Here is a 12,889-nt window from a genome sequence, read left to right as displayed (position 1 = left end):
TCCTGGGAAAAAGGGGGGTTAGGGGCGAAGATCCACGACAGCGGGGATCCTTCGGGTCAGCCATCAAGCACTGGCCGGTGTTTCGTTGAAGGTCCGGACGTCAGCGTCGACGTCCATCCCGAGAAATTTTTGTGCGTTACTGCTCAGGATTTGACTCTGTTGTTCTTGAGTCAAGAAGGCAGACTTTCTGATGAGGTTTCCCGCGGGCCTTTCGCCCAAGGGGTAGGGGAAATCGGATCCCAGCATGATGTGCTCGCTTCCCATGACGTCGGTAAGTAGCCGCAAGGAGGCGTCATTGAAAACTACTGAGTCCACGCTGAACCGGTTCAGGTAGTGAGATGGTGGGAACTCGGATGTGGCGATGAGGTCCGGACGCTGGTGCCAGGCATTGTCCATGCGCCCTACCCAGTAGGGAAAGGAGCCACCTCCATGTGCAAAGCACAGGCGTAGGTGGGCGGGCAGTCTGTCGAAGCCCCCTCCGAGGATGAGCGACAGTATGGACAAGTGTGTTTCCCCGGGCATGCCCACTAACCAGCGTGCCATCCATCGATCGAGCCGGGGTGAAGTGGGCATGTCCCAAGGGTGCACAAAAACGGCGGCATTCCGGTCTGCGCAGTGTTGCAGGAAGGTGATGATGCCTTCATCGTCCAGGTCACGGTCGCCCACGTGGTTGCCGATTTCAACGCCTACGTGGCCGTTCTCCAGTGACCGGTCAAGTTCACGGCACGCAGCATCCGTGTCCTGCAGCGGCACCTGGCAGAAAGGGATGAGGCGTTGGGGTGCTGGATCACAGACCTCCAACGCCAGATCATTGAAGATCCGGCTCACTTTGACCGCTTCTTTTGGATCGCGGGCGTAGGAGAAGAACACTGGGGTAGGTGAGACAACCTGTACGTCCACACCGTCCGCATCCATGGCGGCGAGCCGCTCTTCGGCGGCCCAGGCGTTAGAGCGGAGGGGCCGGAATTCAGCGGAGCCCAGCATGAGCATCGCTTCCCGTTCCGAATCGCTGCGAAGCCACGGCCAAGGCCCGTTTGCGCCAGTTTCCTGGGCAAGGTCGGGCCACCCGTTCGGCACGTAGTGGGTGTGGATGTCGATGGTTGGTGAAAGGTTGGTCACAGGGATCTTTTCCTTAGATGCGTTTTCCGGAGGGGTTGCTTAGCCCCGGCCGGGGTGGACAGCCCCGCAGTTCTTGCACGTGCGCGCGGAAGCGTCGCTGGCGTAGAACTTCTCGAATACGGGCGGCAGGTCTTCCACGATGTCCCGGACCTGGAGTTCGACCTCGTGAATGAGGTCGGAACACTCAAGGCAGTACCACTGGAACTTCTCCGTGGTTCCTTCCTCCCGGATGCGCTCGATCACGATGCCGATGGACCCGGCTTCGGGTCGCTGGGGTGAGTGGGGGATGTTGCCCGAGAGCAGCCACATCTCGCCCTCCCGGACGTCTACCCTCTTGATGCCTTCGTCGGTGACGACGTTGACATGCATGTTGCCCTTTACTTGGTAGAACCACTCCTCGTAGGGATCGACGTGGAAATCTGTGCGCTGGTTCGGGCCGCCGACCACCTGGACGATGAAGTCATCGACCTGGGTCCACATTGCTTTGTTGTTTACCGGCGGCTTCAGTGAGGCCTCGTTTTCGGCCAGCCACTGCTGGAAGTTGAAAACGGGAAGGATGCTTGTTTTGTTGGTGCTTGTGGTCATTGTCCTGCTCCTTGTTGTTCCAGTTGTTGTGTTGGTGTTGTCGGCGGTTGCCTCCTGTGGGCTATCGCCTGGATTTCGATGAGAAGGTGTGGATGTGGAAGTTGATGGACAGCGACGGTGGTGCGGGCCGGCCCGTGCTCGTCGAAATACTGTCCGTACACTTCGTTGTAGCCGCCAAAGTCATTCATGTTGACGAGGAAAGCAGTGACTTGAACGACGTCGTCGAGAGAGGCGCCGACGCTCTGGAGAATGCGTCCAATGTTCTCGATGACCGCTTGGGTCTGCGCACGAATGTCGAGGTTCGTGGTGCCCAGTTCGTCTGCTTCAACACCAACGAAGGTGTTGTCCGGTCGTCTGCTGCTTGTCCCGGAAACGTAGATCACGTCACCGGCAGTCTTGACGTGGGGAAAGCGGCCACGGGGCTTTGCCATGTCCCCTACAAGTTTCGCCCCGCTCATGCGTCAGCTCCTGCCGTCTCCAGTTCAACGCTGCCAATACCGGCGACGATGGCCGTGATGGTGGACCCTGGTGAGAGTGGAACGGCAGCAGTTGCTGCGCCTGCCAGCAGTACTGCACCGGCCGGGAGCCCGGCTCCGTGGCGGCGGTACATCCGGGCAAACTCCCGCAGTGCGTTCAGGGGGTCACCGAGGATAGCCGAAGTGGTCCCTGTTTCGGTGATGGATCCGTCGACAAGCAGTGTTACCGTCCGGCCGGCAAGATCGTCCGTAAAGGTAACCCACTCGCCCAGGACGTAGCGACTGGCCGAGGTATTGTCAGCAACGACGTCAGCGAGACTGAACGAGAAGTTGAGATAGCGCGAATCGATGATCTCAAGCGCGGGTGCCACTGCGTCCACGCTTGCAATGATCTGCTCCTCCGATGCATCTGGCGGGACGGCCTGGCCGAAGCGGAAGGCGACTTCGGGTTCAACGCGTGGGTGAACGGACCCGTCAAGCCGAAGCCGGTCGCCGTTGTGCACTTCCATGGTCGAGGTGAGGAATCCAACGATTACTTCCTTCACGCCCATCTGCGCCATCTTCGCCTCGCTGGTGAACCCCAGCTTCGCGCCCGTAAGGTGCTCTCCCCGCGCCAAGCGAAGGTCCCGCAATTCGGCCTGTACCTCATAGGCAGCGTCAAGCGACAGCACGTCGCCGAATTGATTTATGGCGATACCTTTACGTTCGGCCTGATCGAGTCTGCGCGCTATCTCGCTGATTGGTGGGGCTGGGTGGGTTGCGGTCATCGTGTTGCCTCGCTCAGGTTTACGCACACGTTGGTGGGTTGGGTATAAAAGTGGAGTGAGTGGGTACCGCCTTCGCGGCCGATACCGGACAGACCGGCCCCGCCGAAGGGTGAGCGCAGGTCGCGAAGGAACCAGGTGTTGACCCATGTAATTCCGGTGTTCATGCGGCCAGCAACCCGGTGTCCTCTCTCCAGATTGGTGGTCCAAACAGAAGCAGCCAGGCCGTACTTGGTGTCGTTGGCCAGGCGCACGGCCTCTTCCTCGTTGTCGAAGGGAATCAGGCCCGCGACGGGGCCGAAGACTTCTTCGCGCATCACGGGTGCGTCGTGACTGAGCCCGGTCCAGAGTGTCGGTTCAATCCAAGCGCCACCACTGAGTTCGTGGCCCAGATTGGGGATCCCACCGCCCACAATCGCCTCACCGCCTAGCTGCTTAGCGCGTTCGAGGTATGAGAGAACTTTTTGCCTGTGAGTAAGGGAGATCAGTGGTCCGGTGGTGGTCCGGGGATCCATGGGCTGACCGAGCGTCAGGCCTCTGGCGCGCTCAGAAAGTCCAGCTACGACATCGTCAAAGATGGGACGCTGGATGTAGACCCGCTCGGTGCAGAGGCAGACTTGCCCGGTGTTGGTGAAGATCGACCGGGTGAGCCCGTCCACAGCAGCTTCGAGGTCCGCGTCTGCGAAAACAAGTGCAGCATTCTTACCGCCGAGTTCAAAAGAGACCGGGCGGACGTTGGACGCCGCCGCGTGCATGATGGCCGAACCAGTGGACGACTCCCCTGTAAAGGTGATTCCGTCGATGCCTTCATGCGTGGTGAGGAATTCGCCAGCCGATCCTGGACCAAAGCCGTGGATCAGGTTGAACACGCCATCGGGTACGCCGGCCTCGGCCATGATCTCAGCCAGGAGGGTCGCGGACGACGGCGTTTCCTCCGATGGCTTGACGATCACCACGTTGCCGCAGGCGATTGCGGGAGCCACTTTCCAGGTCAACAGCAACAGAGGCAGGTTCCACGGCACTACTACGGCGACTACGCCCAGCGGCCGGCGCAAAGCGTAGTTCAGGGCCCGTCGGCCGTCGGGAAGTTCGGTGAGGAAGGAGTCCAGGCCTTCGGCGGCGATGATGTCTGCAAACGCGCGGAAGTTGGCTGCTGCACGGGCTACGTCGAGGTCCCTGGCAAGTGCTTCCGGTTTGCCGGTATCGGCGATTTCGGCGGCGAGCAGATCGTCGAATCGTGCTTCGATGCGATCCGCGATACGCCGCAGCAGGGCTGCGCGTTCATTGACTGTGGAACTCCCCCAGCGGCCTTGCAGTGCGCTCCGACCGGCCTTAACCGCCATGTCAATAGTGCCGCGGTCGGCCTCGGCAACGTGGGCGACAACGCTGCCATCGACGGGGCTGATCTTTTCAAAAGTCTTGTCGGCGGCGTCAAGGAAGGCTCCGCCGACGAAGTTACGCAGAGTAGGAATCGCCATGATGGGTGCTTCTCCCGGTTCGTCGGTGTGGGTTGTATCACCAGTCTGCTAGACGCAAACCATGTCCGTCGAATGCCTTTTCGGGTGCAAGCCATGTCCATATGGGCATATCATCATCGGCATGGACATCAGAACCTTACTGAATGGCCCCCTGAAGATCCGTCATCTGGTCTTGGTCTTAGCTATCGCCGATCACGGGACAATCGTCAGCGCCGCCAGACACCTGTACATCACGCAGCCCGCGGTCAGCCGCGGTTTGCGCGAAGTTGAGGATGCCCTCGGGGCGCCTCTTTTCGAAAGGGGCGCCCGCGGGGTCCGCCCCACACCATTTGCCGAAGTCTTCATCAGTCACGCACGGGCAGTGGTCGGCCACCTCCAGCAAGCGACCCAGCACATAGCAGAGCTGGCGGACGCCAGCGCCGGCTCAGTGACCATCGGCACGTATGTCGCAGGAGGCAACCTGCTGCTGCCCAAAGCGATTGCGCGGCTAAAGCAACAAAGGCCACATGTCAGCGTCCACGTCCACGAAGCAACTCCTGATCGATTGACCAACGGACTGGTCGCGGGAGAAATCGACATAGTCGTTGGGCGCCTTACCCCGCATCCTGACGTTCCTGAATTGCAGCAGGCGGCGCTGTACCATGAGCCCTTCGAGGTCGTGGCACGACATGGTCATCCTGTTTTTGAGCGGGGCGAGACCGCCTTGAACCAATTACGGAACTACCCGTGGGTCATGCCGGTAGCGCAGACGGCACTGCGCGGGGAACTCGAGAGCGCCTTTGCCCGTGAACGCCTGGAACTTCCCGAACAACAGGTAGATTGCTCCTCTACCATGACGCTTCGTGCCATCGTCGCCGAAACGGACTTTCTTGCGCTCCAGCCGCGCACTATCGGCACCGCCGATCCCCTGCTTCGCATTGTCGGAGCGAGAATCAAAGGCATCAGTCAGACGGTTGGCGTGACCACTTTGCAGGACAGGCTGCCGAGCCCGGCAGTGGTGTTGATGCTGCGCTGTTTTGAACAAGTAGCTGTCGAAATCCGGAAGACCCTTTCGGCTTCCTGATGGCGTGACCTCATCCGCAGCTATGCCTTATTCAGGCTCCCTGACTGAAATAGGCATTAGCCAGACGAGCCCGTCGCAGGCAGCATTTTCGTATAGAGCTTCCAGCAACCAGAACCAGAGGTACCAATCAGATGCGTGTTTTTGAAAAAGTGGCCGAAACGCTGATAGGGCTTGGCGTCCGCCAAGTCTTTGGTGTTGTCGGCAGCGGCAACTATGACGTGACCAAGGCCCTCATTGCCGGCGGCGCCACGTACGTGGCGGCGCGTCACGAGGGTGGAGCCGCGTCTATGGCGGACGCCTTTGGACGAGTAGGCAGCTCAGTCCCTGTAATCTCCTTGCACCAGGGATGCGGGCTGACAAATGCCATTACCGGCATCGCGGAAGCCGCGAAATCCGGCACACCAATGCTGATTCTCGCCGCCGAAGTTGCGTCGTCGGCTATTCATTCCAATTTCCGCATCGAGCAGAGCCATCTGGTTGAATCCGTTGGAGCCGCCAGCTTCCGTATCTCCGGGGAGACTGCCGCCCGGGACGTTGCCCTTGCCTACAGGACGGCAGTAACGCGCCGCATTCCTGTGCTGATCAATCTCCCTTTGGACATCCAAAACTCCGAAACCACCGAAGAGTATGCTGCCTCAGTTGCCAGCGGGGCCTCCCTTTCAACGGTGGCCGCACCAGTTGCCGAAGACATCAGCCACCTGGCCGACCTCATCGAGCGGTCGAATCGTCCCGTCATCATCGCCGGCCGCGGAGGGCGCGGTGCCGGACCTCAGCTCCGCGATCTTGCGGAGGTTTCGGGAGCTCTTTTGGCAACCTCGGCGGTCGCACGCGGGCTGTTCAATGACGATCCGTTCTATCTGGACATTTCCGGTGGCTTCAGTACACCGCTGGCGGCTCGCACCATCCAGGACTCCGACCTCATCATCTCCTTTGGTTCTGCATTGAACATGTGGACCATGCGGCACGGCGAACTCATTGGCCCGGCCACCACTGTGGTGCAGGTAGACGTTGATCCACTGGCACCCGGCAAGCACCGGCCCGTGGATTTCGGCGTCTTGGGCGACGCAGGGCTTACGGCAGCAGCAACAGCCAGCGAGCTCCGCAGCCGCGGTTTCTCCCGTGTTGGCTACCGAACCGAAGAGATCGCACAAGCCATCAAATCCGAAGGCCGATGGCAGGACGTCCCTTACGAGGACTTGGGCGATGGAGAGCGCATCGATCCCCGGACCCTCACCATCGCTTTGGACGGGATGCTCGACAAGGAAAGGGTGGTGGCCGTCGATTCGGGCAACTTCCTCGGATATCCCAGCGCCTTCCTTGATATTCCTGACGAGAACGGGCTCGTCTTCAGCCAGGCCTTCCAATGTGTGGGGCTGGGTCTGGCCAGTGCAATCGGGGCAGCATACGCACAGCCGGACAGGCTCCCGGTCCTCGGCACCGGAGACGGCGGCGCCCTGATGGCGGCAGCGGAGATGGAGTCCGTTGTGAGGCTGGGTATCCCGCTGGTGGTCATCGTCTACAACGACTCTGCTTACGGAGCGGAAGTACACCACTTCGGCGAGGACGATGACGCTCTGGGGCTTATTACTTTTCCCGACACCGACTTCGCAGCCATCGCGCGCGGTTACGGCTTTGCAGCTCAGACCGTGCGGAATCCCGAGGATTTGGAGCCGGTGCGTCAGTGGCTCGACGGAAGCCGTGACAAGCCGCTGCTCATCGATGCAAAGACCGTCAGCTTCGCGTCCTGGTGGCTTGAGGAAGCATTCAAGGGCCACTAATGCCGATTAAAGCCACTAAGGAAGGGCACCACATTGAGCACACAGGCATCACACATATGACCAACACAACACCAACGCCGGATGTGCTGGCCAACCTGATTGAAGGCCTTGCCCAGGGAAGCATCCGCGTCATCGACCTGACAACGCCCTTGACCCCTGAAACTCCGGCCCTGCGCTTGCCGGCACCTCTGTCCAACGTCATCGATCTCAGTCTCGAAGAGGTCGCGGCATACGACGAACGCGGACCGATGTGGGCGCACAACAACATTCACGTGGGCGAACATTTTGGCACTCACGTTGACGCGCCCATCCACTGGGTCAGTGGGAGGGAAGGACGGGACATTTCACAACTGCCACCCGAAAGACTCGTCGGCCCCGCCGTTGTGATCGATGCGACCGCTGAAGCCGCTGCAGACCCCGATTTCCTGCTTGAGGTCCGCCACATCAAGGCTTGGGAAGCCCGGTACGGCAAGTTGACCAAGGGTGCATGGCTGCTTTACCGCACAGGATGGGATGCTTTCGGACACAACGAAGCTCTTTTCCTCAATGCTGACGAATCGGGTCCTCATACACCCGGCGTCTCTGCAGAGTGCGCGCATTGGCTCGCTGAGGAGACCGACATTGCCGGCTTTGGTGTCGAAACCGTTGGGATCGACGCCGGTGCAGGCATCAGCTTGGAGCCGCCTTTCCCCATGCATCATTTCCTTCTCGGAAACGACAAATACGGGGTCACATCCCTGAAAAACCTGCACCAGTTACCGGCCGCAGGCGCTTTCATCGTCGTCACTCCCCTACCCATCGTGGGCGGAACGGCGAGTCCGGCCCGTGTCCTGGCGTTCATTGAAGAGTCCAGGCACGGAGCAACTGCCAAGGACGGCCCAATCGAAGGAGAATGATCTCTTGATTCATGCGGAAGGCGCCGGCGGGCTTCATGCAAGGGCAATTCGATGATGCTATATCCCGCATCTGAGTGGCACCGCTTGGACGGGGTCCCCGTAGAGATAAGGCAGCGGGGAGCGTTGGTCCGCGCTGGAACGGTGGAAGCCGTAATGCCCGATTCAAGCATGATCTGGGTGGCAGCGGACGGGCCTTACGGGCGTGAATTGTTCCTGGCAGCGGACAACTACGAGGTTTGGCTCGAACCAGGCCAGCTCGTCGGCGAGCTTCGATACCGAATGACCGATGACAATCTTTATCCGCCCAGATGGCGAGAACGGCCCCAGCGGCGGGGCGCCATTGCGTCCGTGCTGACTTTGCCGAGTGATCCCAACCAAGACCACGGAGGACAATCATGACCGAACGCAATATCAACGCCCGGGCAGAGAAATTGAAGGCTCTGCATGAGGCACCGGAAATCCTGAGTGTGGTCAACGTGTGGGACGCCATCAGCGCCTCGACCATTGCAGCGGTGCCCGAAACCAAGGCCATTGCCACCGCCGGGCACTCGATTGCCGCCGCGTATGGTTACGCCGATGGAACCATACCGCTGGACGTCGCGCTGGATGGGGTGAAAAGGATCGTCAACGCGGTTGACCTTCCGGTCACCGCAGACCTCGACGACGGCTATGAAGACCCAGCCGAAACCATCCGCCGGGCGATTGGCATCGGCGTCGTGGGCGCCAACGTCGAAGACCGCCTGCGTCCTTTCGATGAAGCTGTCGCCCGGGTGAAGGCGATCGTCGACGCCGCGAACGGCGAAGGCATCCCGTTCCAGCTGAACGCGCGCACCGACGCCATTGCCAAGGGCGGCGACCGCCCGATCAAGGACAGCATTGAGGACGCCATTGCCCGTGGGCGCGCCTTCCTGGATGCAGGAGCAGCGTTGGTGTTTGTCCCTCGTGCCCTTACACGCGACGTTATTGAGCCGCTCGTCGCAGGCCTCGGACACGGCAAATTGTCCGTGATCGGCGCACCAGGAGCGCTTACCGCAGCGGAACTCCAGGAACTCGGCGTTGCACGCGTTTCCTACGGCCCCTTTCCCCAGCGGGTCGCCTTGCGCGCCCTTCAAGATCTCGCCGCCGATCTCTACGGTTCCGGCGTCATCCCCCAAGACACCCCGGCCCTGAACTAAACCAAACCAACCGGTCCTGCATCACGGGCGGGACCGGTCAGGGGGTCGGATCGCATCTCGAAAGCTGCCGCCTCCTCATGCCGGGGACGGGCTTCTATTTACACGGAAAGCTAAATGGCCTTCATCTGTCTAAACGCCCCGCGGGCCATATCTCGCAACCCAATCCAGGACGTCCAGGATGCCCATCTTCAGCGTGGCTACTCCATACCAGGCGACATCGATCAGTTCCCGCCTGTGACTGTCAGTTCAGAATGGCGGATTTCCACCAGGCGGCTGGCGGCTTTGACTCCCGATTGAGCAACCCCTCACAAGACATGCTTCAGGACATTGAGCGTTCGAGGCGACGGATGGTTGTGATCTTAGAATTCACGAAGCAAGGGCACGAGGAAGTTAAGTCGATGTCAGTAAGTCTGCGTGATTTGTCCGCTGAAGGTAGTCGATGACAGCATCACGACTCTTTTCCAGGCACACGATTCTGTTCTCCACAACGCGTAGTTCTTGAGCAAGCTCCTCCGCCAGAGCCCGATTGCCCACTGTGGAATGACGTTGGGTTGCTGGAGTTTCGATATTCAGCACGATCTTGATCATCCTCGTCGACAGGCCGGCCGCTATAAGAGCCCGGACGTGACGGGCATGCTCGATCTGCTCTTCAGAGTACTCGCGGTACCCGTTGGTCGAACGGGATGCCTGGATGAGCCCCTGTTGCTCGTAGTAGCGGAGCATTCGAGTTTGGACACCCAGTTCCCTGGCGACATCACCAATCTTCAACGTGAACACCTCTTCGCTTCGACCACAGACTTGACCTTGACACTAATGTCAAAGTTTACGCTAACTTTCATACCGCCCGCTGATCCGCTCTTACGCGGGTCTCATCGGTCACGGGAAGAGAGACAACCAGTCTCTCGCATGAAATGGAGGACAGGTGCACCGTCGCGCACGTCAGATGTGCGCAACGTGAGCGTTCGGGGTTTAGCGCTCGAACGCTGCATACGCGTGACGGCGTCCTCCACATGAGCAATGGCTGTACGAAGCGTGAATACAAGTAAGGACTCTGCGCTAATGACAAACGAAATTCCGTCCGCCCGCTCGCGGGACATCCTCATCATCGGAGCGGGAGAACTCGGCATGCCCGTCCTGCGCAATGTGGCACGCCGGGCACGGGACGTGGACGGCTCATCCGTCAGTGTGCTCCTGCGGGCGAGTGCTATCGAATCCGTTGCGACGGATAAGCAGCGCGATCTCGCCGAGCTCCGAAACCTGGGCGTAAGGATTGTCCAGGGCGACCTGGTCAAGAACACGGTCGATGAACTTGCGACGATCTTCGCAAACTACGACACCGTGATCGGTTGCACGGGCATCACTGCCGGACTTGAAACGCCTATGAAGGTTGCACAGGCCGCTTCTTCAAGCGAAACTTCCGCGCTACTTCCCCTGGCAGTTCGGTGTTGATTTCGACGTGATCGGTCGGGGAAGTCCCCAGGACATCTTCGACTCGCAGCTGGACGTGCGGGATCTGCTCAGGTCCCAGAACGAGACCGAGTGGGTGATCATCTCCACCGGAATGTTCATGAACTACCTCTTCGAGCCAGGCTCCGGGATGGTCGACCTCCCTAACAACACTGTCAACGCCTTGGGCAGCGTTGACACAGCTGTCACCGTAACGACCCCCGAAGACATTGGCGTACTCACGGCCGAGATCCTCTTTGCTGAACCACGTATCCGCAACGAGATCGTCTACCTTGCCGGTGACACCATCACCTACGTTGACTTGGCGCGGACCCTTGAATCCGTGCTTGAGCGTCCGTTCCGGGTCGTGGAATGGACAGTGCCTTTCCTGCTGGACGAGCTGGCCAACGACCCGGACAATATGACACGAAAATACCGCGCCGTCTTTGCCCAGGGCCGAGGAGTGGCCTGGCCAAAGGACGACACCTTCAACGCGAGGCACTCAATTCCGGTCACCACCCTGACCGAGTGGATCAAGGACAACATCGCAGCCTGACAGCAAGACGGACTGGCAGATGCTGCCCCCTATTGCCCCGGGTCTGGGCTGCCTATTTGGGGCGGCCCAGACCCGGGGCAAACAGTTCGCACCAATTGGCTCAGTTTGCAGGGCCCGTGAAGTCCGAACTTCGGCTGGTTATCTGCTATCCGACTCGTGGAGCGAGTTGTCGCGGCCATCAACTGCACGACCTGAGCTATGTCGACGTGGTGGGATTTTTCATACCGATTCACCCGAAGCGACGTCGTGACCCTGCTGGGCGGGCCACTGAGCAAGCTCGACTTATCCAGCTTCCAGCGCTCAAGGCCGATGTACTTCAGCAGAGTTGGCTGCAGGGCAGTTCTGGACGTAGGGCCCCGACGGACGTTTTGGCGTCGACAATGTCCACGCCCCCCTTGGCCTTACTAGGCTCGCGATCAGTCAAGGCTCTGAGCTACAGCACTCATGGTCGATTCCCGAGCACCGAGATCGCATCCAGGCCGCATTGCTCGGCCAACATGTGAAGATCCGTAAGAGTCTGTTTCGGAAGGACCAATCCACCCTGCTCGCGGTGCAGGACGTCATTGCGGTCCTCTATTTCCCCGGGGTAGAAGATCTCTGAAGCGCCCTGGGCCAAAGGCGTGGCCTTGACGTCCTCGATCAGTTCGGCCACTTTGGCCTGGAAGTCTTCCGGGGATCCGAGCGTCGCGACATCGATGGCAATGAACATGTGCCCGCACCCGCTGGCCTTGTCCGCCATGTAGGGGCCATTGACCCCTTTGCCGACCTGGCTGCCCGTGAGGGCACCGGAGAGGATGTCCATCATGAAGGAGATGGCGTATCCCTTGTGGCCGGCCATCGGCAGGATGACTCCGTCCACGGCTGCGGCCGCGTCCGTTGTCCGGGCACCTTCCGGGGTGAGCGCCCAGCCGTCAGGGATAGTTTCGCCGCGCTGGCGGGCCAAGTAGATCTTGCCGCGTGCCACGGCGGTGTTGGCGATATCGACGGCGACGGCGGAATCACCGTAGGGTGCGGCAATCGACCAGGGGTTGGTGCCGATCAGCTTTTCCCGCCCACCCCAGGGTGCCATTGCCGGGGAGGCATTGGTGGTCAGGATTGCAACACACCCATCTGCGGCAGCCCGACGCGTGTAGTACATCGCCGTGCCGAAGTGGTTCGAGTTCCGGACTCCGACGGCACCGACGCCGTGGGCCTTGGCGCGGGCCACGGCTTCGGTGCGGGCGCGTTCGGTAAGGACCTGGCCAATGCCGTCTTTGCCGTCCAGAAGCAGCAGGGCTCCGGTGTCTACCAGGGTTTCGGGTGCTGTTACCGCTTTCATCGCGCCTTGGCGGATCCGCTCCACATACCAAGGAAGGCGGAGAACGCCATGGGATTGATGGCCCCAGAGGTCCGACTGCACCAGGCTGTCGGCGACAAGATTGGCGTCCTCCTGGGGAACTCCGTGGGCGCGGAGGATGTCGGCGGCAAGACCGACGATTTGCTGAGGGATCAAGTCCTGGCTGACCTTCGGTTGCGTAACCGGCATTGGTTTGTCCTTTCACGTGGCAGACGAC

13 protein-coding genes are annotated in these 12,889 nt (G+C 60.3%); 6 read left to right on the top strand and 7 right to left on the bottom strand.

The window, feature by feature from the left end:
• Window positions 1–63: 63 nt before the first annotated feature.
• From ACP3TD_RS09370 to ACP3TD_RS09350, 5 genes are all read right to left on the bottom strand, one after another.
• Complete coding sequence (locus ACP3TD_RS09370) at window positions 64–1,119, bottom strand: amidohydrolase family protein (protein WP_224089922.1); 1,056 nt, start codon at window positions 1,117–1,119, stop codon at window positions 64–66.
• Window positions 1,120–1,158: 39 nt separating this feature from the next.
• A complete protein-coding gene (locus ACP3TD_RS09365; RefSeq protein ID WP_224089921.1) occupies window positions 1,159–1,704 on the bottom strand; it encodes a 3-hydroxyanthranilate 3,4-dioxygenase in 546 nt (181 codons plus the stop codon).
• On the bottom strand, window positions 1,701–2,162 hold the full coding sequence (locus ACP3TD_RS09360) for a RidA family protein (protein ID WP_224089920.1): 462 nt from the start codon (window positions 2,160–2,162) through the stop codon (window positions 1,701–1,703). Before ACP3TD_RS09360 ends, ACP3TD_RS09365 begins: the two co-directional genes overlap by 4 nt.
• On the bottom strand, window positions 2,159–2,851 hold the full coding sequence (locus ACP3TD_RS09355; RefSeq protein WP_337340649.1) for a 2-keto-4-pentenoate hydratase: 693 nt from the start codon (window positions 2,849–2,851) through the stop codon (window positions 2,159–2,161). Before ACP3TD_RS09355 ends, ACP3TD_RS09360 begins: the two co-directional genes overlap by 4 nt.
• A gap of 92 nt (window positions 2,852–2,943) precedes the next feature.
• A complete protein-coding gene (locus ACP3TD_RS09350; protein ID WP_337340650.1) occupies window positions 2,944–4,422 on the bottom strand; it encodes a 2-hydroxymuconic semialdehyde dehydrogenase in 1,479 nt (492 codons plus the stop codon).
• A gap of 121 nt (window positions 4,423–4,543) precedes the next feature.
• Here ACP3TD_RS09350 and ACP3TD_RS09345 point away from each other — a divergent pair, with 121 nt between their 5' ends.
• From ACP3TD_RS09345 to ACP3TD_RS09330, 4 genes are all read left to right on the top strand, one after another.
• Window positions 4,544–5,485 (top strand): LysR substrate-binding domain-containing protein, encoded by a 942-nt coding sequence (locus tag ACP3TD_RS09345; protein ID WP_166660246.1) that lies wholly within the window; start codon window positions 4,544–4,546, stop codon window positions 5,483–5,485.
• Window positions 5,486–5,616: 131 nt separating this feature from the next.
• Entirely contained in the window at window positions 5,617–7,263 is a 1,647-nt protein-coding gene (locus ACP3TD_RS09340; protein WP_139025158.1) for a thiamine pyrophosphate-binding protein, read from the top strand.
• A 56-nt stretch (window positions 7,264–7,319) separates the two neighbouring features.
• On the top strand, window positions 7,320–8,159 hold the full coding sequence (locus tag ACP3TD_RS09335) for a cyclase family protein (RefSeq protein WP_426766969.1): 840 nt from the start codon (window positions 7,320–7,322) through the stop codon (window positions 8,157–8,159).
• A 395-nt stretch (window positions 8,160–8,554) separates the two neighbouring features.
• Window positions 8,555–9,334 (top strand): isocitrate lyase/PEP mutase family protein, encoded by a 780-nt coding sequence (locus ACP3TD_RS09330; protein ID WP_426766968.1) that lies wholly within the window; start codon window positions 8,555–8,557, stop codon window positions 9,332–9,334.
• 390 nt (window positions 9,335–9,724) lie between these two features.
• Here the strand turns inward: ACP3TD_RS09330 and ACP3TD_RS09325 are convergent, their stop codons facing one another.
• A complete protein-coding gene (locus ACP3TD_RS09325; protein ID WP_091467654.1) occupies window positions 9,725–10,102 on the bottom strand; it encodes a MerR family transcriptional regulator in 378 nt (125 codons plus the stop codon).
• Between the two features lie 291 nt (window positions 10,103–10,393).
• Between ACP3TD_RS09325 and ACP3TD_RS09320 the strand changes: the two genes are divergently transcribed.
• Both ACP3TD_RS09320 and ACP3TD_RS09315 read left to right on the top strand, forming a co-directional pair.
• Window positions 10,394–10,783 (top strand): NmrA family NAD(P)-binding protein, encoded by a 390-nt coding sequence (locus ACP3TD_RS09320; protein WP_426766967.1) that lies wholly within the window; start codon window positions 10,394–10,396, stop codon window positions 10,781–10,783.
• Window positions 10,784–10,790: 7 nt separating this feature from the next.
• Window positions 10,791–11,336: an NmrA family NAD(P)-binding protein gene (locus tag ACP3TD_RS09315; protein ID WP_426766965.1), complete on the top strand. Its 546-nt coding sequence runs from the start codon at window positions 10,791–10,793 to the stop codon at window positions 11,334–11,336.
• A gap of 442 nt (window positions 11,337–11,778) precedes the next feature.
• Here ACP3TD_RS09315 and ACP3TD_RS09310 read toward each other — a convergent pair whose 3' ends face one another.
• Window positions 11,779–12,861, bottom strand: coding sequence for an Ldh family oxidoreductase (locus ACP3TD_RS09310; protein WP_306840845.1), 1,083 nt, complete (start codon window positions 12,859–12,861; stop codon window positions 11,779–11,781).
• Between the last annotated feature and the right edge of the window lie 28 nt (window positions 12,862–12,889).

The sequence above is a fragment of the Pseudarthrobacter sp. 1G09 genome (assembly GCF_050038305.1).
Taxonomy (GTDB): domain Bacteria; phylum Actinomycetota; class Actinomycetes; order Actinomycetales; family Micrococcaceae; genus Arthrobacter; species Arthrobacter equi.
This window is presented reverse-complemented; position numbering and strand designations above follow the sequence as displayed.

What these genes read in the sequence shown, in the direction of transcription:
- ACP3TD_RS09360 (WP_224089920.1), bottom strand. Translation starts at nt 2,162, where the DNA reads ATGAGCGGGGCGAAACTTGTAGGGGACATGGCAAAGCCCCGTGGCCGC.
- ACP3TD_RS09335 (WP_426766969.1), top strand. Translation starts at nt 7,320, where the DNA reads ATGACCAACACAACACCAACGCCGGATGTGCTGGCCAACCTGATTGAA.
- ACP3TD_RS09320 (WP_426766967.1), top strand. Translation starts at nt 10,394, where the DNA reads ATGACAAACGAAATTCCGTCCGCCCGCTCGCGGGACATCCTCATCATC.
- ACP3TD_RS09310 (WP_306840845.1), bottom strand. Translation starts at nt 12,861, where the DNA reads ATGCCGGTTACGCAACCGAAGGTCAGCCAGGACTTGATCCCTCAGCAA.
- ACP3TD_RS09345 (WP_166660246.1), top strand. Translation starts at nt 4,544, where the DNA reads ATGGACATCAGAACCTTACTGAATGGCCCCCTGAAGATCCGTCATCTG.
- ACP3TD_RS09365 (WP_224089921.1), bottom strand. Translation starts at nt 1,704, where the DNA reads ATGACCACAAGCACCAACAAAACAAGCATCCTTCCCGTTTTCAACTTC.
- ACP3TD_RS09340 (WP_139025158.1), top strand. Translation starts at nt 5,617, where the DNA reads ATGCGTGTTTTTGAAAAAGTGGCCGAAACGCTGATAGGGCTTGGCGTC.
- ACP3TD_RS09350 (WP_337340650.1), bottom strand. Translation starts at nt 4,422, where the DNA reads ATGGCGATTCCTACTCTGCGTAACTTCGTCGGCGGAGCCTTCCTTGAC.
- ACP3TD_RS09330 (WP_426766968.1), top strand. Translation starts at nt 8,555, where the DNA reads ATGACCGAACGCAATATCAACGCCCGGGCAGAGAAATTGAAGGCTCTG.